We start from the raw sequence: 23542 nt of genomic DNA, 5'->3' as shown, positions 1-23542 counted from the left end.
TCTGATCCGCCGGATGGTACGCGGGGAGCGGGTTGTTTCGGATTGGTTCACATTCTCCGGCGCCCTGCTCGGCGATAAGGCGATAAGAGTGCCTTGAGGAGGAAAGATGCTCAGCGGGTTGAGTGTGAGCTGCGACAGAAGCGGCGGTGGCCTGACGAGCCCTTCCCGTGCCACAGAATGCCGCCATGGCTGCACTTCCCGGGCGTTATATGGAAACGGGGGCTGGGGGATATGGCGCATCATCTTAAAAAACTATCGCCTAACTGATTGTTTAAAAAATAGAAATGATCGAAGAGAGCAGCCGCTTGCCATTTTGTCGTAGCCGCCCGGTAACACAATGAATAACGGGAGCTGATATGCAATATGTTGCTTTTTTGATCGCCTGTTGATGGTGGTGTTGGTATGGTCATCAAAGGGTCTGCCGGATAACGCACAGGGTCCGGCACTCAACTGCCAGGAAGTTGGCCAGCGCGATCGCAATGCGGTCGCCCTTACCTGATGGTGGAGGGCTTATGTTGGGTTTTGTTCTGGGTGATATGTACTGTCAAGGGGGCTCGCACTCCTTGCCTCCCAAGCTGGGGAAACACTTCCCCATTCCCCTTGGTTATCAACTACATGGTCGCGTGTCGGCCGCCATCATGACTATAGAGATCCTGCTCAATACCCCTTATCCACAGAAGCGGTATCGGGAGCTGATCTATGGGACCTATATTGAACGTCAGCGTCTCCTGTTTGCCGAGCACGTCATCGTGGCCCGGCTGGAAGGAGACGAGGGACTGGCGCTCTCCATCGACCTCTCTTTTATCGCCACCGCGGTGCCTGTCGGTCTGATCGCCATCTCCGAGGAGTTGGCGCTGCTGACGGCGCCGCGTCCCAAGAAGGCTCACCCTCACTACGAGGTGCTGTGCAAGGTGATCGACTGCGTGGTGATGCTGATGTTCTATGGCAAGGTGATCCGCCAGCGCAATGCGGTGCTGGAAGACATAGGCCACCAGTTTGGCTATCGCCCGGCGCCCGATCTGACGGCGCGGATTGGCAAGGGGGAGGGGGACGATTACGAGGCTTTCATGGTCAATATCCTCACCTGCATCGCCCACTCGGGCTCCTTCAAGGAGGCGCTGGAGAACGGGGCCAGGATGGGGATACGGGAGCCCGCCTTTTTCTGCATCGTCGGCGCCATTGCCAGCACTCTCTGGGGAGTGCCCAAGTTGTGGGCCTACCAGGCTTCACAGCTGATCAATCGCTCTCACCCCTACTACATCCAGAACCTGATGCGCTGTGAGGCGCGCGCCGGCCTCAGCCAGGTCAATCTGGTGGCCCCTAGGCCGTCCCCGTTTGTCTGGCTGTGGCAACAGGTTGCTCGCCTGTTCAAGGACGCCGCTTAGGGCATCCTGATATCGAGCCCTGTGCTTACGCGGGATAGAGGGCGCCCAGTATGGCAGGGCGGCTGGCGCCGGTGACGGCGGGCAGGTTGCCGGGCAGGCGATGGATAAAGCGCTGCGCCAGCCAGGCGAAGGCGGCCCCCTCTACCCAGTCCGGGGCGATGCCCAGCTCGTCGGTGGTGGTGATGCGCCACCCGGGCAAGAGCGCCGCAAGTTCCGCCAGCAGCGGGCCGTGATGGGCGCCCCCGCCACAGACAAACAGTTCGCCGTTTTCGGCCATTCCCTCAAGGGCTGGCAGCTGACTGGCGATGCTGTGGCAGGTCAGTGCCTGCAGGGTGCGCTGCACATCGGCTGGGTCGTAAGCCTGACCCGCCAGGGCCTCGTCCAGCCAGGCCAGGGTAAACATCTCCCGCCCCGTGCTCTTGGGCCAGGGGGCGGTGAAGTAGGGGTGAGCAAGCAGCTGCGCGAGCAGATCGGGGATAAGAGTGCCACTGGCCGCCCAGCGGCCGCCCGCGTCATAGTCGCCCCCGTGCGGATGGTGGCGGCGATACCAGCCATCGAGCAGGGTGTTGGCGGGGCCGGTATCAAAACCGTATACCCCGTCGGCGGCGCCCGGCAGCACAGAGATATTGGCGATGCCGCCGAGGTTCAGCACCACCCGCAGAGCGCCGGGGCTGGCGAAGCGTGCCTGATGGAAGGCGGGCACCAGCGGGGCGCCCTGGCCACCGAGGGCCATGTCCATGGTACGAAAATCGGCCACCACATCGATACCGGTGAGGGCAGCCAGGAGCGCCCCGTTGCCGATCTGCAGGGTAAACCCGAGCTGTGGGCGATGGCGGATGGTCTGGCCATGGGAGCCTATGGCGCGGATATCGGCAGGGGTCAGCCCGGCCTTGACGAGCAGGGCACGGGTGGCGGCGGCAAATTCCCGGGCCACCAGGTTGTCGGCGATGCCCATGCGATCTATCTCGTTCTCGCCCGGGGTGCAGAGGGCATGCAGCTCGCGGGCAACCGGTGCCGGCCAGGGGTGGCAGAGCGCCGCCTCGACCTTAAGCCGCTCCCCGTCGATGGCCAGCAGCACGGCATCTATCCCGTCCATGCTGGTACCCGACATCAACCCGATATAGCGCTCACTCATGACATCTCCTTGTATGACGGAAAACCTGGTCAGGGGTTACAGAGAGGGGAGGGTGACACATGATGCCGGGGCCAGCTCCGGTGCCCGACATTGGCCCTGTATCACGTTCACTCATCTTGTCTCCCCGTGTGTCGCCTTCGGCCATGTGCCAAAGGCGCCAGATAAAAGTCCGGGGGCCATGCCCCCGTCGTTACTGTTAGTTGTCATCCGGCGGTAATGACCCGCCCGAGGCTCAATTGCCGCGGTTGCTTCGCTTGTTCTGGGCCAGCTGGATCTCGGAGCTGTCCAGCTTGGCCAACTGCGGCGTCGCCAGTTTTTTGAAGTTGGCGAGCTCGCGCCCGGTGAGTGTCTCTGCCTGGGGCAGGGTGAGAGTGCGCGGGTTTTTGTGCACGCCGCCCACTACGAATTCATAGTGCAGGTGCGGACCCGTTACGCGGCCCGTGCCCCCCAGAGTACCTATGGTCTGCCCCTGTTTCACCCGCTGCCCCTTGTTGACGGTGCGCTTGGTGAGGTGCAGGTACTTGGTCACATAGTTGCCCGCATGCTTGATGAAGACATAGTTGCCGTTGAACTGGTTGTAGCCGGCGGCCACCACGCTGCCTGAGCCCGCCGCCATGATGGGGGTACCCACAGGCGCCACATAGTCGATGCCGTTGTGGGGGCGGATCTTGCCGGTTACCGGATGGAGGCGGCGCGGGTTGAAGTTGGAGCTGATGTATTTGAAGTTGACTGGCGCGCGCAGGAAGCTCTTGCGCATCGCCTTGCCCTGGGGCGTGTAGTAGTTGCCATCGTCATGGAGGACGGCGCGGTAGATCTCGCCCTGGTTGATGAATTCGGCGGCCAGAATATCGCCGGAGGCAACCCGCTCGTCGTCGCGGAATTTCTCCTCATAGACCACCCGGAAGCTGTCCCCCGGCTGCAGATCCTGGGCAAAGTCGATGTCCCAGCCGAAGATGGCGGCCAGATCCATGATCTGATCCTCTGTCATGCCCGCCTCGACGGCGGCGCCCCAGAAGCTGGAACGGATCTCCCCCTTGCTGACCAGCTCCCGGGTATCGAGGGCCATCTTGACGTTGCGGGCCACGAAGGTGTCATCCTGACGGCTCACCTTGAGGGCCTGCTCCAGGCTATGGGGATAATAAAGGCTGTGCAGCTCACCGTTCTGGGTGAGCTTGAAGGTGAGCTCCTGGCCAGGCTGCAGCATGCGCAGCGGGTTGCTGCCCTCGAGCTGATCGATAAGGTGCAGGTCAGTGGTGCTCAGACCCAGGCGCTGGAAGATGATCCCCATGTTGTCGCCCCGGCGAACCTTGACCTGCTTGGTGATATAGGTCGGTTTGGGCGGGGTGACCGGCTGCTCCACTTGTGCAGTCAGCTCGGCAGGAGTGGGGGCCTCGTCGGTTTGCTCGCTCATGGCAATCTCGTTGCCGTTGTCATCGACCCGGGTGGCGACGGCCTGTTCACTGGGCCAGGCGATCAGCATCATGGTCAGGATGCTCAGGATAAGCACCATCTTGCGATGCCAGTGGGGAAGAGAATTGAAGGCGTGCCAAATAACCATGGAAGTTGATGCAGTCGAGCAGAATGGAAGGATTTTACAGCCTTTCCAATTGGCCCGCCATTCCAGTAATATGTCTGGCCCTGTGGAATCGTGATTGGAGTGTCAAAAAATGTCCCAGCTCGAGGTGGCGCTAGCCGAGATCAAGCGCGGAGCGGAAGAAATTCTGGTTGAAGAAGAACTGGTTGCCAAGTTGAAGGAAGGGCGCCCCCTGCGCATCAAGTTGGGCATGGACCCGACCGCTCCCGACATTCACCTGGGTCATACCGTGATCCTCAACAAGCTGAAGACCTTCCAGGATCTGGGTCACGAGATCATCCTGCTGATCGGCGATTTCACCGCCATGGTGGGGGATCCCTCCGGCAAGAACACTACCCGTCCGCCGCTCTCCGAAGAGGCCATCAAGCACAACGCCCTCACCTATGCGGAGCAGGCGTTCAAGATCCTCGATCCCAAGAAGACCCGCATCGAGTACAACTCCAGCTGGCTGGGCGAGCTGGGCGCGACCGGCATGATCAAGCTGGCGGCCAAGCAGACCGTGGCCCGCATGATGGAACGCGACGACTTCAAGAAGCGCTACAGCAACGGCCAATCCATCGCCATCCACGAATTCCTCTATCCGCTGCTGCAAGGCTATGACTCGGTTGCCCTGAAGGCGGACGTCGAGCTCGGCGGTACCGACCAGAAGTTCAACCTGCTGATGGGTCGCGAGCTGCAAAAGGATGCCGGCATGGCCGCCCAATGCGTGCTGATGATGCCGCTGCTGGTGGGTCTGGACGGCGTCAAGAAGATGTCAAAGTCCGCAGGCAACTACATCGGCGTGCACGACGCTCCGGGCGAGATGTTCGGCAAGATCATGTCCATCACCGACGATCTGATGTGGAACTACTACGAGCTGCTCTCCTTCCGCCCGCTCGCCGAAATTGAAGAGTTCAAGGCCGGTATCGCCACCGGTACCCTGAACCCGCGCGACGTCAAGATCTGGCTGGCGAAAGAGATCATCACTCGCTATCACGACGAGGCGGCGGCCGAGGCGGCCCACGAAGATTTCACCCAGCGTTTCTCCAAGAACGCCATTCCGGACGAGATGCCGGAGGTCGAACTGGCGCTGGAAGGGGAAGGGCTGGCGATTGCCAACTTGCTCAAAGACGCCGAGCTGGTTGCCACCACTTCAGAGGCGCTGCGCATGATCAAGCAGGGCGCGGTCAAGGTTGACGGCGAGAAGCTGGAAGATGGCAAGGTGCTTATTGGTGCCGGCACTGCCGTCTACCAGGTCGGCAAGCGCAAGTTTGCCCGGGTGACCGTTAAATAAGCCGTGATCTGAACACCGCTGCCATGAAAAAGCCTCCCTTGCGGAGGCTTTTTTGTAACTGTCATTCGCGGTCTTTACCGAGCGTCAGCGTGCCAGCTCGACGGTGCGTGCCGCCGTCGCCACGGCCCGGCGCCGATGAGTTTGGGGGGCACAGGCACGCTTGAGGCGCAGCCACTCGCGCCACAGCAGCCAGCACAGCGGCGGGGTGAGCAGCAGCACGGTGGCGGGCTGGGCCATCAGTACCCCGTCTTTGCCCCACATCAGCGGCAGCAGGAAGATGAACGGCAGCAGCAGCACCGTTTTGGCGATCGAGATGATCAGCGCCTGGCGGGTGCGCGCCATGGATTGCAGCAGCACTATGCCGAACATGATGACCCCCTCCAGCGGAATCGCCCCCAGATTGAGCAGCAGGCTGCTGACCGCGGCATCGATGAGTTCGGGATCCTCCCTGCCGGTATAGAGCATGGCCACTTGCCGGGGCAGCAGCTGGATGGTGAGCCACACCAGCATGCCGTAGATAAGGGTGAACTTGAGGCCCATCTCCATCAGGTACTTGAGATTGCGATGACGCCTGGCCCCCGCTGCCTGGCTGATGAGGGGCTGGATGCCGAAGGCGAGTCCTTGCAGGATCACGATAAAGACCGCCTCGGTATAGCCGGCCACGGTAAAGCCCGCCAGATCCTTCACGTTGCCATGCACCATCAGCTGGCTGTTGTGCAGCATCAGCAGCAGTCCCAGGTTGAACTGGGCGATGAGGCTCGGCAGGCCGGTAAAGAGCAGGTTCGGCATGGCGGGAAGATGGGGCACCAGATCACGCCAGCCCAGCCGCAGTCTGGCATAGGGGGTAAAGAAGTAGCCAAGGCCGATGAGGCTCACTGTCCCCTCCGCCATCAGGGTGGCCTGGGCGGTACCGGTCAGGCCCAGCTCCAGCTTGGCCACCATCACATAGTTGAGGAGGATGTTGAGCACGGCGCCGGCGCTCACCAGCACCATGGCGAGCTTGGGGCGCCCGTCGTTGCGCAGCAGATAGGGCACAGCCAGGTTGCTGGCCAGCAGCAGGGTACCGCCACCGATCCAGTAGAGGTAATCGCTGGCCTGTTGCCAGGTCTCGGTGCCCTGCTCTATGCCAAGCCCCAGCAATATATCCGTGTGGGTGTAATAGAGCAGCACGGGAGCGGTCACCCCCAGCACCAGCAGCAGCCAGAGGGCATTGACCAGCGCCTGGCGTGCCAGCGGGATGTTCTTCGCCCCCTGCTGGAAGGAGATGGCGGTGGCCGCTCCCATGCTGATCATGGCGGCGAGACCGATCAGCACCATGATGACGGGGTAGACCAGGTTGATGCCGGCAAGGCCAGCGGCGCCGACAAAATGGCCGACGAAGATGCCGTCAATGAGGTAATAGGCACCGGATACCAGCATGGCGAGGATCGAGGGGAGGGCGTAGGCCCAGAAGCGGCGGGTCATGGCCCGTTGTCGCAATGTGAAATAGGCAGACATATCTGTTCTCTTGCGGAGTTCGATTATCGAGCAGACAGTCTAGATTAATTCTTTTTTGGTGATAATCCTGGTTTTACTTGATGAATTGATGAGTATTGCTCATTAATTCAGGGTTTTGGTAGTGCGCCTTGAGCATGTCGATCAGGATGCGCAACCCGCTGCCCAGCTGGTGCCGGCTGGGATAGAAGAGATAGAAACCGGCAAAGGTGGGGCTCCAGGGCTCCAGCACCGTGACGAGTTTGCCCTGGGCCACCTTCTGGGTCACCTCTTCTTCCAGGCAATAGGCCAGCCCCAGCCCCGCCTCGGCCGCCCCCAGATAGAGGGCAGGGGTGCTGGTGGTGAGTGGCCCCGTCACCTCTATCTCCAGCAGGTTGCCATCGGCGGCGAAGGCCCAGCGGTAGTGATGATGAGGGGTGAGGCGATAGCCGATGCAGGCGTGACGGCTAAGCTCGCTCGGGTGCTTAGGCATGCCGTGCTGTGCCAGATAGGCGGGGGAGCCCACCACCAGATAGCGCTGGGGCGGGCCCAGGGGGATGGCGATCATCTCCTTGGGCAACAGATCCCCGTAAAAGAGGGCGGCGTCATAGCCATCCTCGATCATCCGCGGCATCAGCTCCTGCTCCACCACCTCCACCTGCATTTTGGGGTAGCGCCCCAGATAGTCGATGAGTACTGGCGCCAGCAGGCTGTCGATGGCGCTGCGCGGGGCGCAGATCTTGAGCCGTCCCACCGGCTCGTCGCTATTGCGGGCCAGTTCGCTGAGGGCCTCTTCCAGGGTATTGAGGGTGGGCAGCAGCTGCTTGAGCAGGCGTTGTCCCGCCTCGGTCGGCACCACGGCGCGAGTGCTGCGGTTGAGCAGGCGCACCCCCAGCCGCTCTTCCATACCTTTCAGACTGTGGCTCAGGGCTGAGGCAGAGACGCCCAGCTCAAGGGCTGCCTTGCTGAAACTGCGGTGGCGGGCGACGGCGGCAAACACCGCCAGTTCGGCGAGATCGGTACGGGTAATGGTCATCGGCAATCCACGAAGAGGTGTGGCTCACAAGGGTACGCCAAGGGGGAGCGGGGCACAATCCACCGTAAAAGACGGAATGTTGCCGAAAAGTAACAACTAAAAATGGAGTGAAAATACCAAATGAAATTTGAATTGTTAAAAAAAGTTCAAGGCAAGGCATCTCTAATGTGATCTTGGTCGGTCGAAAAGCGATTCGAATCAAACTTTGGTTGATTAATTCAAAAAAACGCTGTGATTGATAGGGTCTTTTAATTACAGTCATTCCATCGAGAGCGTCTCTTGTTTCCAGATTGTTAATCTGGGCTGATTTGGACCTCAATGGCTATGTTTCGCGGCACCGATTGTTGCGGCCTTGTTGTCACAAGGAGTGATGACTTGATTGCCGGGGTGTACGTGATGAATTGCAAGCATGGACGACCGCTGTTCCAGGGATGAGGAGCCGGGCCAAGGCCCGAATGAACAACAAGAATCCCTTTTCCTAGATGACAGGAACAACATATGTCTGACATGAATATTGCAGCTGATGGTCTTGTAGCCAGCAAGGCTTCCCGTGGCCTCAACAAGGCCGATGTGGTCTGGATGCTGGGTCTGTACGGTACCGCCATCGGTGCCGGTGTGCTCTTCCTGCCGATCAACGCCGGTGTCGGTGGTCTGTGGCCGCTGGTGGCCATGCTGATCCTGGCACTGCCGCTGACCTTTTTCGCCCACCGTGGTCTGACCCGTTTCGTGCTGTCCGGTTCCACCCGTGATGGCGACATCACCGAAGTGGTGGAAGAGCACTTCGGCAAGACCGCAGGCAAGTTCATCACCCTGCTCTATTTCTTCGCCATCTACCCGATCCTGCTGATGTACTCCGTGGCCATCACCAACACGGTCGAGAGCCTGATGGTGCACCAGCTGGGCATGACGCCGCCCCCGCGCGTCCTGCTTTCCCTGGGTCTGATCCTCGGCCTGATGGCGATCGTTCGCCTCGGTGGCGACGTGATCGTCAAGGCGATGAGCGTGTTGGTATTCCCGTTCGTGATCACCCTGATGGGCCTGGCGCTCTACCTGATCCCGCACTGGAACGGTGCCATCATCACCGAAGCGCCGGCACTGTCCGAAGCCTTCAGCGGTGACTTCATCAAAACCCTGTGGTTGGCAATTCCGGTAATGGTGTTCTCCTTCAACCACTCCCCGATCATCTCCTCCTTCGCGGTGGACAACAAGGGTCGCTACGGTGAAGGAGCCGAGAAGAAGTGCAGCAACATCCTGCTGGGCGCCCACGTCATGATGGTGATGACAGTGATGTTCTTCGTGTTCAGCTGCGTGCTGAGCCTCTCCCCGGCTGACCTGGCGGCTGCCAAGGAGCAGAACATCTCCATCCTGTCCTACCTGGCCAACCACTTCGACAACCCGGTGATCGCCACAGTGGCACCGCTGATCGCCATGGTTGCCATCAGCAAATCCTTCCTGGGTCACTACCTGGGTGCGCAAGAGGGCATGAACGGCCTGATGGCCAAGGCGCTGCGCGAGAAGGGCAAGAAGGTTGACACCAAGCAGCTGAACAAGATCACCGCGGTGTTCATGATCCTGACCACCTGGGCCATCGCCACCATCAACCCGAGCATCCTCGGCATGATTGAAGACCTGGGCGGCCCCATCATCGCGATGCTGCTGTTCCTGATGCCGATGTACGCCGTCGCCAAGGTACCTGCCATGCGTAAGTACGCCGGCAACATCAGCAACGGCTTCGTGACCATCATTGGCCTGATCGCCATGTCCGGCATCATCTACAAGCTGATTGCCTGATAACACAGATCAATCAGTTGAAAGAGAAAGCCGCCTCGCAAGAGGCGGCTTTTTTGTTTTTCGAGCTTGAGCGATGCGCCGTGTAACAGAGCGGGCCGCGCCTGTATTTTCTTCTCAGGGATGGCGCGGTTCTCCTCGTGTTTCTTCCCCATTGACGCTTTTTGAGTGATCAGTCGACAAGCCTTGGCCACCTGGCGCCAAAAGGCTTAACAAAGGGGCGGGGGAGGCCTAACATGGCTGGACATTTTTTGAATCGGGACAAAAGGATATGTCTGCGTTGAAGAAGGATCTCGGGCTCTGGCAGGGGATGGGGCTGCTCGCTACCTCCCTGCTCGGCACCGGTATCTTTGTGGTACCGGCGACTGCGGCGTCGCTGGCGGGTGGGGCCTCGCTCTGGGCCTGGTTGCTGCTGATTGCGCTGGTGCTGCCCATCGCCTTTACCTTCGCCCGCCTCGGGCGCCGTTATCCCCATGCCGGTGGGGCGCCGCACCTGATAGGGCTCGCCTTCGGCAATGGCGCCGAGCGTTTCTCCGCCTTCCTGTTTCTGGCTGTGTTGCCGGTGGGATTGCCCGCCGCCCTGATGATCGCCGCCGGGTTCTGGCACGCCCTGTTTGACATGGGGGAGTGGACTCTGTGGGGTATCCAGCTGCTCACTCTGCTCGGCGTCTTTCTGCTCGGGCTGCGGGGGGCGCGCTCCTCCGGCAACCTGCAGCTGCTGATCGCCCTGGCCATTTTGGGGCTCACCCTGCTTATCTGGTTCAAGGGGGATCTGAGCTGGCGCGACGCGGCTCAGCCGTTGCCGGCCGCCAGTGAGTGGCCTGCCATGGGCACGGCGCTGGCGGTGATGTTCTGGTGTTTCGTCGGGCTGGAAGCCTTCGCCCATATGGGGGAGGAGTTCAAGCGGCCGGAGCGGGATTACCCCCTTGCCCTGCTCGGTGGCGTGCTGTTGGCGGGGCTCATCTACTGGATCCACTCGCTGGTGGTACTGAAATATGGCCTCTATGGGGACGAGGCGAAGAATGCCACCGCCATCCCCTCCCTGCTGGCCCTGCTGTTTGGTCCCGCCGCCAAGTGGCTGGTGGCGATCCTCGGCTACCTCTCCTGTTTTGCCAGCATCAACATCTATCTGCAGGGCTTTGCCCGACTGATCTGGAGCATGGCGCGCGAAGGCAAGTTGCCAGCCTCCCTGGCCCGCCTCACCGCCCGGGGCGCCCCCTTGCTGGCGCTCAGCTGGGTGCTTGCCATCTGCCTGCTCTCCATCACCCTGATCATCTGGCTGAAGCTGCCGCTGGATGAATTGATCCGCTACGCCAACGGCAACTTCGTGCTGGTCTATCTGCTCTGCATGGCGGCGGGCTGGCGCCTGCTCGGCGGGGTGGGCAAGGGGTTGGCGGGGCTCAGCGTGCTGCTTTGCGCCGCCGTGCTGGTGGCGCTCGCCTCCGAGGTGCTCTATGCGGTGGTGCTGAGTGCAGGCTACGGCCTCTTCTCCCTGTGGCGCCGTCATCTGCGCCGTAGCCGCGAACGGGACATGCTCGCCGTCTGCAAGTAAAGGGCTACGGATAAAGGACTACGGATAAAGGGCAGAACAAGCCTCCGCTACACGGGGGCTTTTGTTTTTCATATGGATACTGACTTGCTCGCCAGCCCGCAAAAACCCCCGTGCCGGATCAATTCAGAGGCGATTTGTCGGCAAAAAAAGTGGGATCTATCTCTCGTTTTGCTTAAAGTGATTTTCCCCGTTCGCCGAGTTCGGGGTGCCCGCAAGGATGCCATCCAGACGTAACAGGATGGTGTGGCCAGACTGACTCCCGATTATCTTCACGGTTTCCCAACGCTGTCGCCCGGTGTGACGGCAGCCTGTGCCGTTTCGTCAGTGTCGGCCTTACGTCGCTCTCATCGTGCATCGTCTTCATCTGCAGTGAGTGAACCATGAGCGAATCGATTTTTGAGATCCATGACTGGACCCTGAGGGTGGATGACAACATGTTGTCGCGCCCCGAGCGGGAGGTCTACCTCGAGCCCAGACTGGTCAATCTGTTGCGGTTTCTGGCGTGCAATGCCGGCACCGTGTTTGGTCGTGACGCCCTGATCAACGAAGTATGGGAGGGCGCCGAGGTCACCGATCAGGTGGTTACCCAGTCCATCTTCGAGTTGCGCAAGATCCTCAAAGATGGCCGCACCGATGCGGCCGACTATATCGTGACCGTGCCCAAGCGCGGCTACAAGCTGGTGGCGCCGGTGCGCGTGCAGCAGGTGGTCGGTCTGGTGATGGCGGACGAGTTGCCGGCCGCCAGCCAGACGGACGGCGAGCCGGAGAGCGTCGACAAGGTGGTGGATGAGACGGCGCATAATGTGACTCCTTTCCCGGCTGGCCCCCTGACCCGCGCCATCTCCACCCATGGCAAGGACGGTCGCAGCCGCTGGAAGATGGCGAGCTTCGATATCTTCGTCGCCCTGGTGCTGGTCGCCATCGTCAGCATGCTCAGCTACCAGCATGCTGCTCCCCAGGTGCACACCATGCTGGATCCGGATCTGCTGGTGTTTCGCTTCCACGCCGGCCTGGACGGTAACAACCAGGATGTGCGCCTCGCCGACGGCATCACCCGCACCCTGATGGGGGAGGTGGCGGCCGCCACGCCGCTGCGGGTGCAGTATGGGGCTACCCGGTTGATGGGGGGGATCAGGCCCGGCAAGGAGCTGAGCGTGCGGGTTTCCCGCCAGCCGAGAGGCGCCTATCTGGATCTGGAGTATCGCAATCTCAATACCAACCGGGTGCTGTTCAGCCACCAGTATCTGTTCAGTCGCGACAACGTTCACGAGGTGCTGCAGGCGAGCAGCCGGGATTTGCTGCAGGTGCTCGAACAGCCACAGGCGCAGCCGGGCATGGGCTGGCCCACAGATGCGGGTTCCCTGATCGCTATGATGGAGGCTCGCTACTACACCAACAGCCGCGACCCGGTGGCGCTGAAGCAGGGGGTCGACCTGCTCGACAAATCCCTGGCCAGCCAGCCGGATCAGCCCCTGTTGCTGGCGGAGCGTTATCTGGCCGGTGAAGTGCTGGCGACGCTCACGGGTGAACCCGAGAGCGACCCCCTGCAGGAGATTGGCGATCATCTGGCCCATGTGGTGCAGGTTCAGAGCGGAACCTTGCCCGCCCGGGTCTGGGAGGCACTGAGCCTGAGAGCCATCCTGAATGGCCAGCAGCAACAGGCAGGCGAGCTGCTGGCGCAGGCCGCCGGTCGGGGCCGCTCCGTGCTCTATTACATACTGCAGGGCAAGCTGGCCGAGCTGGATGGCCGCCCCGAGGCGGCGGGGGATGCCTACAGCCACGCCTTCCTGATGGAGGCCACCGAGCAGACCTATCTACTCTGCCAGCAACTCGGTTTCTACAGCAATATGGAGACCCTGACCCCGGCGCTGTTCAACACTCTGGGCCAGAGCAAGGTAAAGCTGTTCTAAGTGCCTGCATAAAGCGGCTGACCGCCACTCAGGTCAGTCGTGAAGGCCGCCTGCGGGCGGCCTTTTGCTTGTCTGGCGTCCGCTATTGAGGGATGGCTGCAAGAGTCGCTCGCAGACCAGATGGTGTGTTAGCTTGCCCTTGTCCCTTCTTTCTTTTGCTCCCTTTCTGCTTGCCATGACGCAGTCCGGTCGGGTTGCGACTTGCCACTCTTGTCCCGTTGCAGCCTCTCTGCCCTGAGCGACTGCGCGCTTTCCTCTGCCTTTGTGCCTCTTTGTTAGAGGTGTCCGTTTTTGTGCCTTGGGATGGCTTGTCCGGCGCACCACCTTTCACGCTTGCGGTGGTCCTCTTGGTGGAGATGAGCGTCATCCGGCAGCGATTTTGTCGATGGCTGCGAAGCCGTATCCGGTTGCCGGCTAGCGATGGGGAGGGCAGGGGAATGCCATCTGCCCTTTGTACTTATCAAGGAGGTGAGAAAAATATCAAGGCGGCTTGATAAGGGGATTATCAAGGCCCATCAAGAGGCGCTGCCGGTATCAAGGTTTTATCAAGGTGGGGCTTGATGGGTGAATCAACCTTCTGTTTTTAAACAGCTTTATCTCTATGGGAAAGAAGGCGAAAAAAACTTCACTCATATTTTTATCCCTTAGCGGGACTTTATGTTTTCCGGTGACCGGGAGCCTAGTCTGTGGCCATTCCCTGGCGGGTGACGCCGTCAGATATGTCTGTGACGACCCGACTTTTTATAGCACCGGAGATCTTATGTCCCTAGATACGAGCAAGAAGATCGGCCTTATCGCCTGTACAGGCGTGGTGGCCGGCAACATGATGGGGAGCGGCATCGCCCTGCTGCCCTCTGCCCTGGCCACTATTGGCTCCATCTCGATTTTCAGTTGGGCCATCTGTCTGGTTGGCGCCATGGGCCTGGCCTTTGTGTTTGCCCGCCTCGCCACCAAGAACCCGCAGGAAGGGGGCCCCATCGCCTACGCCGGCGAGATCTCCCCGGTGTTCGGTTTCCAGACCGGCGTGCTCTATTACCACGCCAACTGGATTGGCAACCTGGCCATCGCCATCACCGGCGTCTCTTACCTCTCCGTCTTCTTCCCCATCCTGAACAGCCCGATCCCGGCCGCCGTGGCCACCATAGCTGCGGTGTGGATCTTCACCTTCGTCAACCTGCTTGGCGGTAGCTGGGTGAGCCGGCTCTGTACCCTGGGTCTGGTGCTGATCCTGCTGCCGGTGGTGGGCACCGCCCTGATCGGCTGGAGCCACTTTGACAGCGCCCTCTACAGCCAGAACTGGAACACCACTGGGAGCAGCGATATCCATGCGGTCATCAGCGCCGTGCTGATCTGCCTCTGGTCCTTCGTGGGTGTGGAGTCCGCTGCCGTTTCCTCCGGCATGGTGAAAAATCCCAAGCGCACCGTACCGCTCGCCACCATGCTGGGTACCGGCATCGCGGGTGTCATCTACATCCTCTCCACCCAGGTGATCGGCGGCATGTTCCCGGCCGATGAAGTGGCCGCCTCCGGCGCTCCGTTTGCCATGGCCTCTTCCGCCATCTTCGGCAGCTGGTCCGCCCCCTTCGTGTCCGCCTTCACCGCCCTGGCCTGCTTCACCTCCCTGGGCTCCTGGATGATGCTGGTGGGCGAGGCGGGCAAGCGCGCCGCCCACGATGGCAACTTCCCGAAAGTCTATGGCGAAGTGGACAAGAACGGCGTGGCCAAGAAGGGGCTGATCCTGGCTTCCCTCAAGATGACTGCCCTGATGATCGGCCTGACCGCCTTCACCTCCCAGTCCGCCCACGCGGCCGACCTGTTCAACGTGCTGACCACGGATGCTGTGCTGCTGACCATGCTGCCCTACTTCTACTCCAGCATTAACCTGATCCGTTTCGAGGGCATGACCTCCCGCAGCGTTGGCGCCATGATCTTCTCCGGTGTCGCCTGTGTCTTCTGTCTGGTGGCCCTGATGGGTGCTAAGGGGTCAAACCTCACCGCTACTTTCGTGGTGTCGCTCATCATCCTGATGTTCTACGCCAAAAAACAGGGGCTGCGTCAGCATGACGCCCTGCTCAAAGAGCAGACCAGCCACTAATTCTCCCTTTTCATCTTCCGTGCGCTCTTCACTCACCATCCCTGATGGAGAGCGCCCCCTTACGTGTGGAGCATTACGATGAATATCATTGCCATCCTCAACCACCTGGGCGTTTTCTTTAAAGAAGAACCCATCCGCCAGCTGCAAGCCTCCCTCGAGCGCAAGGGTTTCGAGGTCGTCTATCCGGTCGATGTGGCCGATCTGCTCAAGCTTATCGAGAAGAACCCGCGCGTCTGCGGCGCCATCTTCGACTGGGACAAATACTCGCTGGGTCTGTGCAAGGAGATCCACGATCGCAACGAGAAGCTGCCGATCTTCGCCTTCGCCAACGATCAGTCCACCCTCGACATCCACCTGACCGATCTGCGCCTGAACGTGCACTTCTTCGAGTACCGTCTCGGCATGGCCGACGACATCGCCCTCAAGATGAACCAGGCCACCCAGGACTATCAGGACGCCATCCTGCCGCCGTTCACCAAGGCGCTGTTCAAGTATGTGGAAGAGGGCAAGTACACCTTCTGTACTCCGGGTCACATGGGCGGTACCGCCTTCCAGATGAGCCCGGCCGGCAGCCTCTTCTATGACTTCTACGGCCCCAACGCCTTCAAGGCGGACGTCTCCATCTCCATGCCGGAGCTCGGCTCCCTGCTGGATCACTCCGGCCCCCATAAGGATGCCGAAGAGTACATTGCGCGTACCTTCAACGCCGATCGCTCCTACATAGTCACCAACGGCACCTCCACCGCCAACAAGATTGTCGGCATGTACTCGGCGCCGGCGGGTAGCACAGTGCTGGTGGATCGCAACTGCCACAAGTCGCTCACTCACCTGATGATGATGAACGACGTGACCCCCATCTATTTCCGCCCGACCCGCAACGCCTACGGCATCCTCGGCGGCATCCCGCAGAGCGAGTTCCGCCGCGAGACCATTGCCACCAAGGTGGCCACGACTCCGGGTGCCCAGGCGCCGCGTTACGCCGTGGTGACCAACTCCACCTATGACGGTCTGCTCTACAACACCGGCTTCATCAAGGAGGCGCTGGATACCCCCTTCATCCACTTCGACAGCGCCTGGGTGCCCTACACCAACTTCAGCCCGATTTATGAGGGCAAGTGCGGCATGAGCGGCGACGCCATCCCGGGCAAGGTGTTCTACGAGACCCAGTCCACCCACAAGCTTCTGGCGGCCTTCTCCCAGGCCTCGATGATCCACATCAAGGGCGACGTGGAGGAAGAGACCTTCAACGAAGCCTTCATGATGCACACCTCCACCTCGCCGCAGTACGGCATAGTGGCGTCCACCGAGATCTCCGCCGCCATGATGCGGGGCAACACCGGCAAGCGGCTGATCAAGGACTCCATCGATCGCGCCATCTCTTTCCGTAAAGAGATCAAGCGCCTGCGTACCGAGAGCGAAGGCTGGTTCTTCGACGTATGGCAACCGGACAACATCGACACAGTCGAGTGTTGGAAGCTGGATCCCAAGGATGACTGGCACGGCTTCAAGGATATCGACGACGAACACATGTACCTGGATCCCATCAAGGTGACCCTGCTCACTCCGGGCATGGGCCGCGATGGCCAGCTGCTGGAGAGCGGTATCCCGGCCTCCCTGGTCTCCAAGTTCCTGGACGAACGCGGCATCGTGGTAGAGAAGACCGGCCCCTACAACATGCTGTTCCTCTTCTCCATCGGTATCGACAAGTCCAAGGCGATGCAGCTGTTGCGCGCCCTGACCGAGTTCAAGCGCGGCTATGATCTGAATCTCACCATCAAGAGCATTCTGCCGAGCCTCTATCGCGAAGATCCGGCCTTCTATGAGGGTATGCGTATCCAGGATCTGGCCCAGCGCATCCACGATCTGACCCGCAAGTACCGTCTGCCGGAGCTGATGTTCAAGGCGTTCGACGTGCTGCCGGAGATGAAGATGACTCCGCACGCCGCCTGGCAGCAGGAGTTGGCCGGCAACGTGGAAGAAGTGCCCTTGCGTGACATGGTGGACCGCATCAGCGCCAACATGATCCTGCCCTACCCGCCGGGAGTGCCCCTGGTACTGCCGGGCGAGATGGTGACCTCCGACTCCCTGCCGGTGCTCGAGTTCCTCGAGATGCTGTGCGAGATCGGTGCCCATTATCCGGGCTTCGAGACCGACATCCACGGCCTCTACCGTCAGGCCGATGGCAGCTACACCGTCAAGGTGCTGCGCCAGGCAGACTAATCACAACGGGCCGTGAGGCCCGTTTTTCCTTCGGTTTTCTTGTGTGAGTCGCCAATCATGAAGCGAGTGATCTCCATTCAATCCCACGTGGTCTTTGGCTGTGCCGGCAACAGCGCCGCCGTTTTCCCCATGCGTCGTCTGGGGGTGGAAGTGTGGCCCGTCAACACGGTGCAGTTCTCCAATCACACCCAGTACAGCCAGGGGTGGCAGGGGATGGTGATGCCGGCGGGCCACATCGGCCAGCTGATGGTGGGCCTCACCGACATCGGCGTGCTGGGGCAGTGCGATGCGCTGCTCAGCGGGTATCTCGGCTCTGCCGCTCAGGGGGAGGAGATACTGGCGGCAGTGGCCAGGCTCAAGGCGTGTAATCCGCGCGCCCTCTATTTTTGCGATCCCGTGATGGGCCACCCCGACAAGGGGTGTATCGTCGCCCCCGGCGTCGCCGAGTTCTTCAAGGATCGGGCGCTGGCCTGCGCCGACATGCTGGCCCCCAACCTGCTGGAGCTGGAGCGGCTCACCGGCCGCGAGATCCACAACGTGCCCGAGGCGGTGGCAGCCTGCCAGCAGCTGCGGGCGCGGGGGGCCAGGCTGGTGCTGGTCAAGCATCTGGGGCGGGCCGGATTTGGCCACGATCGCTTCGAAATGCTGCTGGTGTGCGACGAGGGGGCCTTTCATATCTCGCGCCCCCTCTATCCGTTTGCTCGCCAGCCCATCGGGGTGGGAGATCTGCTAAGTGCCACCATGCTGGCCAATCTGCTGGCCGGATACGAGCCGGTGGTGGCGTTCGAGCGGACCAACGCCAGCGTGGATGCGGTGCTGGCCCAGACCTGGCTGGTCAATGCCTATGAGCTGCAACTGGTGGCGGTCCAGCACGAGATGGCGCAGCCCCATGTGCGCATCCGGGCGACCCGGCTTGCCCTGACCTGTGCCGCCTGATTGGCGCCAGATAGCAAAAAGCCCTGATGATCAGGGCTTTTTATTGCGTGCTGGTTTGGGCTGTGGTCAGTCTTGCGGGCTCTTGAGCGCCTTGATGATGTCCTCGCCCGGGGGCAGATCCCTTATCTGGTGAAACAGTTCGAGTTCCCCCTGGGGGCCTATGGTGAAGGCATCGCCGCTCAGGTAGCTGCCGCTGCCGGCACTCTCCATGATGACCACCAGCTCGGGCTGCTTGTCACCGTTGAGATCCAGCAGTTTCAACTCCCTGATGCTGCCCTCCCGGGGCAATACCTTGCCCTCGACAAACTGGTCGAGGGGAAACTGGGGATTGGCCCCGGTGTAGAGGCGCACGTCATAGCTGCCGATGGAGGCGGGCTCGCCGCGACCCTCGCTCACCACGAGGATCTGGCCGGAGGGAAGGGTCAGCTGGCGGGAGGCCCCTTCCGCCCCTTGTGCGACCATGGGCAGGGCGAAAAGAGGCAGGGCGAGCAGCCCCAGCGCCATCATCCTGTTTTTCATCGTTGACTCCTTACGGGGACGCCTGGGCGCCCCCGTTGGTGGTGTTTACCAGATCTTCACCCGCTTCTCGGGCGGCAGATAAAGCTTGTCACCCGGCTGGATGTTGAAGGCCTCGTAGAAGGCGGGAATGTTCGGTACCACGCCGTTGACCCTGTATTCGGGCGGGGAGTGGGGATCGGAGCGCAGCAGCATCTGCATCAGCTCGGGGCGGTACATCCCCTTCCACACCTGGGCCCAGCCGAGGAAGAAGCGCTGCTCGCCGGTGAAGCCGTCCAGTACCGGTGCCTCCTTGCCATCGAGCGACAGCTCGTAGGCTTTGTGGGCGATGGTGAGGCCGCCGAGATCGCCGATATTCTCGCCCAGGGTGAACTGGCCGTTGACGAACTGCCCCTTGATGGGCTCGAAGCGGTTGTACTGGGCCACCAGCCGGCTGGTGCGGAAGCGGAACTCCTTGAGATCCTGCGGTGTCCACCAGTTGCGCATCATGCCGTCGCCGTCGGATTTGGCCCCCTGATCATCGAAACCGTGGCCCATCTCGTGGCCGATCACTCCGCCGATGGCGCCATAGTTGACCGCATCGTCCGCCGTCATGTCGAAGAAGGGGGGCTGCAGTATGGCCGCCGGGAAGACGATCTCGTTGTTGCTCGAGTTGTAGTAGGCGTTCACCGTCTGGGGTGACATGTGCCATTCGTCCCGATCGACCGGCTTGCCGAGGCGGGAAAGATCGTCGGCGTATTCAAACGCCTGGGCCCGCTGCAGGTTGCCCACCAGATCGTCCGGCTTGATGACGATGCCGCTGTAGTCCTTCCACTTGTCCGGATAGCCAATCTTGGGTCTGAACTTGGCCAGCTTCTCGAGGGCCTGCGCCTTGGTTTCTGGCGACATCCAGTCGAGTTCTTCGATGCTCTGGCCGTAGGCGGTGCGCAGGTTTTCCACCAGCTGCTCCATCCGGGCCTTGGCCTCGGGCGGGAAGTAGCGGGCCACGTAAAGCTGGCCGACGGCCTCGCCCAGGTGATCATTGAGCACCCCCAGTGCCCGCTCCCAGCTGGCGCGCTGCTTGGGTGTGCCGCTTAAGGTGGTGCCGTAGAAGGCGAAGTTGGCGCGATCCGTCTCGCCGTCGAGGTAGGGGGCGTAGTCGGTCAGCAGCTGCCACTTGAGGTAGGCCTGCCAGTCGGCGATGGGGGTCTGGGCCATCATCTTATCCAGCGCGGCCAGGTAGCTCGGCTGGCCGATGATGAGATCGGGCTGGGCGGCGATGCCGGCACCATCGAGATAGGCCTGCCAGTCGATGGCGGGAGCGAGGCGGGCCAGCTCGCTAGCCGGGCGCTTGTTGTAGTTCTTCTCCCGATCCCGCAGGGTGACGTTGTCCCACTGGATGGCTGCGAGCCGGGTCTCGAGGGCGAGAATGCGTTTGGCCTTGCCGCTCGGGTCGGACTCACCGAGCCGGGTCAGCATGCTGGCGATGTGGCGCTCGTATTTTTGGCGCAGGGTCTGGCTGTCGGCATCCGTTTTGAGGTAATAATCCCGATCCGGCAGTCCCAGGCCCCCTTGATAGAGGTAGACAGCGTAGCGATCCGGCGCCTTGGCGTCGGGGCCGATCCCGATCCCGAACGGGGCGCCGCCCCCGAGCTTGCTCGCCTCGGCAAAGGCGCGGGCCAGATCCCGTTGGTCGTGGATCTGATCGATCAGGGCGAGGGCGGGAGCGAGTGGTGACAGCCCCTTGGCATCACGGCCCGCCTGATCCAGATAGCTGGCGTAGAGATCGCGGATCTGCTGGGTAGGCGTGCCGTCGGCGGCGCTCTGGTTGGCCAGCCCCTCGACCAGCACCCGCACGTCTGCGAGGGATTTGTCCCTCAGCATGTAGAAGGCGCCATCGGCGGGGCGATCGTCGGGGATCTTGGCGCTGGCGAGCCATTTGCCGTTTACGTAGCGAAAGAAGTCGTCGCCCGGGCTGACGGTGGTGTCCATGTTGGCCAGCGCCAGTCCAGAGTGTTTGGGGTCGCCTTGCGGTGCCTGACTGCAGCCGGCCAGCAGGGTCAGTCCAATGAGGCCGGCCAGTATGCTTTTCTTGTTGTTCATGCTGTTTGATTCCAATTCCGGTTGTTTGCTTCCCTTGCAACGGGGGCATCCTGGCACCACTTTCGGTACCATTTGGAGTTCTGGGATGCAGCTCACTCTAGCAGTCGGGCTGCAGCTTGATAAGCCTGACTCTGTTAAGATCGGCCGGTCCGTTTCGGGGAAGCCTATGATTTCTCATCTTTATTCTCGCTTTTGTCAGACCCTGCCAGTGCCGGAAGGTTCCACCCGCCTGCTGGTGGCGTTCAGCGGCGGGCTCGATTCCACCGTGCTGCTGGTGCTGGCGGCGCAGTTCGCCCGCGAGCATGACCTTGGCCTGCGTGCCCTCCACGTTCACCATGGTCTGAGCCCCCACGCCGATGAGTGGGTCGCCCACTGCGAAACCGTCTGTCAGCAATTGGCGGTAGAACTCATGGTGGAGCGGGTGCAGCTGGTGCGCGGCAATGGCGAGAGCCTGGAGGCCCAGGCCCGGGAGGTGCGCTATCGCTGCCTGACTGCGCACATGGGGGAGGGGGAGTGGCTGCTCACCGCCCATCATCAGGACGATCAGTTGGAGACTCTGCTGCTGGCCTTGAAACGGGGCACCGGGCTGCGCGGCCTGGCCGGGATCCTGCCAAGCCAGCCCTTTGCCGGGGGTCAGTTGCTGCGCCCCTTGCTCGATATCAGCCGCAGCGAGCTGGCCGAGGCCGCCGCCACCCTGCCTTATGGCTGGGTGGAGGATGAGAGCAACCGGGACGTGAGCTACGATCGCAACTTTTTGCGCCAGGAGCTTATTCCCCGGCTCAAGGCGCGCTGGCCCGCCATGGCCCAGACCGCAAGCCGCACCATGGCGATCTGCGCCGAGCAAGAAGCACTGCTGGAGGAGCTGGCCGCACAGGACTGGCATCTGGCGGGCGAGGGAGAGGCGCTCCATATCGCGGCCCTGCAGCCCCTCTCGCCTGCGCGGCGCAACAATCTGCTGCGCTACTGGCTCCGTCGCCAGGGGGGCGAGATGCCCTCTCGCGAACAGCTCAACCGGCTCTGGCAGGAGGTGGCACTGGCCCGAGGGGATGCCAACCCGCAGCTCAACTGGGGCAAGCAGAGCTGTCGCCGCTTCCAGGATCGCCTCTATCTGGTCACCCCCGACCTGCAGCCTTGCCAGCAGGAGCTGCCATTGACCACGGGAGAGGTGATTTCACTGCCTGACGGACTGGGCACGCTCCTGCTTCGCCGGCAAACCGGCGGGGAGGGATTGCTGCGGTTGCCCCGGGGCGATGAGCCGCTCTCGGTGCGCTTTCAGGTGGTGCCCGGCACCATGCTCAAACCGGTAGGGCGCGCCGGCAGTCGCCGTCTGAAAAAACTGCTGCAGGAGTATGGCGTACCCTCCTGGCAGCGGGGGCGCATTCCCATCCTCTACTATGGCGATCAGGTGGCGGCCGTGGTGGGGCTTTTTGTCTGTGACGGTTTTCTGGCGCAGGAGGAGGGGCTGAGATGTGAGTGGCAGGCGGCCCGGCTTGCCTCCGTCATGCCGGAGTCAGGCGATCTGGATTGAATCGCGGCCCCCATCCTGTTGCCATGGCGGGGCCGCCAGATTGTCTATTCGCCGGGGTCTGTCTTGCCCGCTTTCTTGCGGGCATAGAGGTGGTTGTCGGCCGCCTCGTAGAGGCTCTGCACGTCGACCCCGGATTGCCAGGTCGCGGCCCCCAGGCTGCAGCCAACCGAGAAGGCTGAGAGTTCCTTGCTGGTCATCAGCATGTGCTGCAGACGCAGCCAGACCGGACGCCATGCCTCGGGTTCGGCCGGTTGCAGCAGCAGCGCAAACTCGTCCCCCCCGAGCCGGAATGCCTGATCCGTGCTGCGGATACACCCCTTGAGCAGCAGGGCGAAGCGGCTCAGCACCAGATCCCCCACCGGATGACCCCAGGTGTCGTTGATCTGCTTGAAGCGATCCAGATCCAGCAGCACCAGCACCAACCCGTGGGGCTCGCGGCCATGCTGCTCGATGGCGCGGCCGATGGCCTCATCGAAGTAGGAGCGGTTGCCAAGGCCGGTCAGGTGATCGAGTCGCACCAGCTGATCGAGCTTTTCAAGGCGCAGATAGAGCGGCAGCAGCAGGCTCAGCAACTGATGGCACTGCAGCAGTCGTCGTTGCTGGTGGCTGCTCATGGGCAGATCCAGCTCGTAGTGCAGCTGGCCGAGCAGCTGGCCATGCTGGCCGCGTAGCTCGAAGGAGTGGTTGTGCGGTGTCAGGGTCGCCAGGGGCGGATGTTGGATCAGGGAGCGGGGCTGCTCGTGCTCGAAGTAGAGGCTGTGGATCCTGACAATTTTTGCCGCCTGGGCGGCAAAGGTTGTCAGCAGAGCGTCGAGATCCTGCTGCCCCAGCAACTGTTCCAGCAACTGGTTACGCTCGACGCTATGTAACGGCACGACCCGCTCGCTCTGGTGCACCCACAGCTCGAGGCTATGGGCAAAACCATTGAGTGACGACGTATTTTCCATGGCTTTCCACCTGTAAACACCTGACTACTCCCTCTTCCCTGCAATTGGCATGCCCAATATATCTTTCCTGCC

At 61.6% G+C, this 23542-nt stretch carries 16 protein-coding genes; 9 read left to right on the top strand and 7 right to left on the bottom strand.

Going from position 1 to position 23542, the window contains the following annotated elements:
- Positions 1–512: 512 nt before the first annotated feature.
- Positions 513–1385 carry a hypothetical protein gene (locus ACB034_RS04910; RefSeq protein WP_371172241.1) on the top strand — a complete coding sequence of 291 codons (873 nt, stop codon included), beginning with the start codon at positions 513–515 and terminating at the stop codon, positions 1383–1385.
- A gap of 25 nt (positions 1386–1410) precedes the next feature.
- Here the strand turns inward: ACB034_RS04910 and ACB034_RS04905 are convergent, their stop codons facing one another.
- Positions 1411–2520: an anhydro-N-acetylmuramic acid kinase gene (locus tag ACB034_RS04905; protein ID WP_371172240.1), complete on the bottom strand. Its 1110-nt coding sequence runs from the start codon at positions 2518–2520 to the stop codon at positions 1411–1413.
- 232 nt (positions 2521–2752) lie between these two features.
- Positions 2753–4078 carry a peptidoglycan DD-metalloendopeptidase family protein gene (locus ACB034_RS04900; protein WP_371172239.1) on the bottom strand — a complete coding sequence of 442 codons (1326 nt, stop codon included), beginning with the start codon at positions 4076–4078 and terminating at the stop codon, positions 2753–2755.
- 109 nt (positions 4079–4187) lie between these two features.
- Between ACB034_RS04900 and tyrS the strand changes: the two genes are divergently transcribed.
- Complete coding sequence (gene tyrS / locus ACB034_RS04895) at positions 4188–5387, top strand: tyrosine--tRNA ligase (protein WP_371172238.1); 1200 nt, start codon at positions 4188–4190, stop codon at positions 5385–5387.
- Positions 5388–5471: 84 nt separating this feature from the next.
- On the opposite strand, the gene ACB034_RS04890 is transcribed toward tyrS, so the two are convergent.
- The gene (locus tag ACB034_RS04890) at positions 5472–6884 is read right to left on the bottom strand and encodes an MATE family efflux transporter (RefSeq protein ID WP_224210183.1); all 1413 of its coding nucleotides are present in this window, start codon (positions 6882–6884) and stop codon (positions 5472–5474) included.
- 73 nt (positions 6885–6957) lie between these two features.
- Positions 6958–7896 carry a LysR family transcriptional regulator gene (locus tag ACB034_RS04885; RefSeq protein ID WP_042027891.1) on the bottom strand — a complete coding sequence of 313 codons (939 nt, stop codon included), beginning with the start codon at positions 7894–7896 and terminating at the stop codon, positions 6958–6960.
- Between the two features lie 498 nt (positions 7897–8394).
- On the opposite strand from ACB034_RS04885, the gene ACB034_RS04880 reads away from it, so the two are divergent.
- The 6 genes from ACB034_RS04880 (at position 8395) to pdxY (ending at position 18397) form a co-directional block, all read left to right on the top strand.
- A complete protein-coding gene (locus ACB034_RS04880) occupies positions 8395–9687 on the top strand; it encodes an HAAAP family serine/threonine permease (RefSeq protein WP_026456090.1) in 1293 nt (430 codons plus the stop codon).
- 268 nt (positions 9688–9955) lie between these two features.
- The gene (gene yjeH / locus ACB034_RS04875; RefSeq protein WP_371172237.1) at positions 9956–11236 is read left to right on the top strand and encodes an L-methionine/branched-chain amino acid transporter; all 1281 of its coding nucleotides are present in this window, start codon (positions 9956–9958) and stop codon (positions 11234–11236) included.
- A 380-nt stretch (positions 11237–11616) separates the two neighbouring features.
- On the top strand, positions 11617–13146 hold the full coding sequence (gene cadC / locus ACB034_RS04870) for a lysine decarboxylation/transport transcriptional activator CadC (RefSeq protein ID WP_371172236.1): 1530 nt from the start codon (positions 11617–11619) through the stop codon (positions 13144–13146).
- Positions 13147–13906: 760 nt separating this feature from the next.
- A complete protein-coding gene (cadB, locus tag ACB034_RS04865; protein WP_042027882.1) occupies positions 13907–15241 on the top strand; it encodes a cadaverine/lysine antiporter in 1335 nt (444 codons plus the stop codon).
- Positions 15242–15319: 78 nt separating this feature from the next.
- Positions 15320–17461, top strand: a complete 2142-nt coding sequence (locus ACB034_RS04860; protein ID WP_371172235.1) for a lysine decarboxylase CadA — start codon at positions 15320–15322, stop codon at positions 17459–17461.
- A 57-nt stretch (positions 17462–17518) separates the two neighbouring features.
- Positions 17519–18397: a pyridoxal kinase PdxY gene (gene pdxY, locus ACB034_RS04855; protein WP_371172234.1), complete on the top strand. Its 879-nt coding sequence runs from the start codon at positions 17519–17521 to the stop codon at positions 18395–18397.
- Positions 18398–18463: 66 nt separating this feature from the next.
- On the opposite strand, the gene ACB034_RS04850 is transcribed toward pdxY, so the two are convergent.
- On the bottom strand, positions 18464–18916 hold the full coding sequence (locus tag ACB034_RS04850) for a PliI family lysozyme inhibitor of I-type lysozyme (RefSeq protein WP_201978458.1): 453 nt from the start codon (positions 18914–18916) through the stop codon (positions 18464–18466).
- A 45-nt stretch (positions 18917–18961) separates the two neighbouring features.
- The gene (locus tag ACB034_RS04845; RefSeq protein WP_371172233.1) at positions 18962–20995 is read right to left on the bottom strand and encodes a M13 family metallopeptidase; all 2034 of its coding nucleotides are present in this window, start codon (positions 20993–20995) and stop codon (positions 18962–18964) included.
- Positions 20996–21161: 166 nt separating this feature from the next.
- Here ACB034_RS04845 and tilS point away from each other — a divergent pair, with 166 nt between their 5' ends.
- Positions 21162–22523 carry a tRNA lysidine(34) synthetase TilS gene (gene tilS / locus ACB034_RS04840; RefSeq protein WP_371172232.1) on the top strand — a complete coding sequence of 454 codons (1362 nt, stop codon included), beginning with the start codon at positions 21162–21164 and terminating at the stop codon, positions 22521–22523.
- 44 nt (positions 22524–22567) lie between these two features.
- Here the strand turns inward: tilS and ACB034_RS04835 are convergent, their stop codons facing one another.
- On the bottom strand, positions 22568–23470 hold the full coding sequence (locus ACB034_RS04835; protein ID WP_371172231.1) for a GGDEF domain-containing protein: 903 nt from the start codon (positions 23468–23470) through the stop codon (positions 22568–22570).
- Positions 23471–23542: the final 72 nt, after the last annotated feature.

The organism is Aeromonas sp. S18(2024) (assembly GCF_041402525.1).
GTDB lineage: Bacteria > Pseudomonadota > Gammaproteobacteria > Enterobacterales > Aeromonadaceae > Aeromonas > Aeromonas enteropelogenes.
This window is presented reverse-complemented; position numbering and strand designations above follow the sequence as displayed.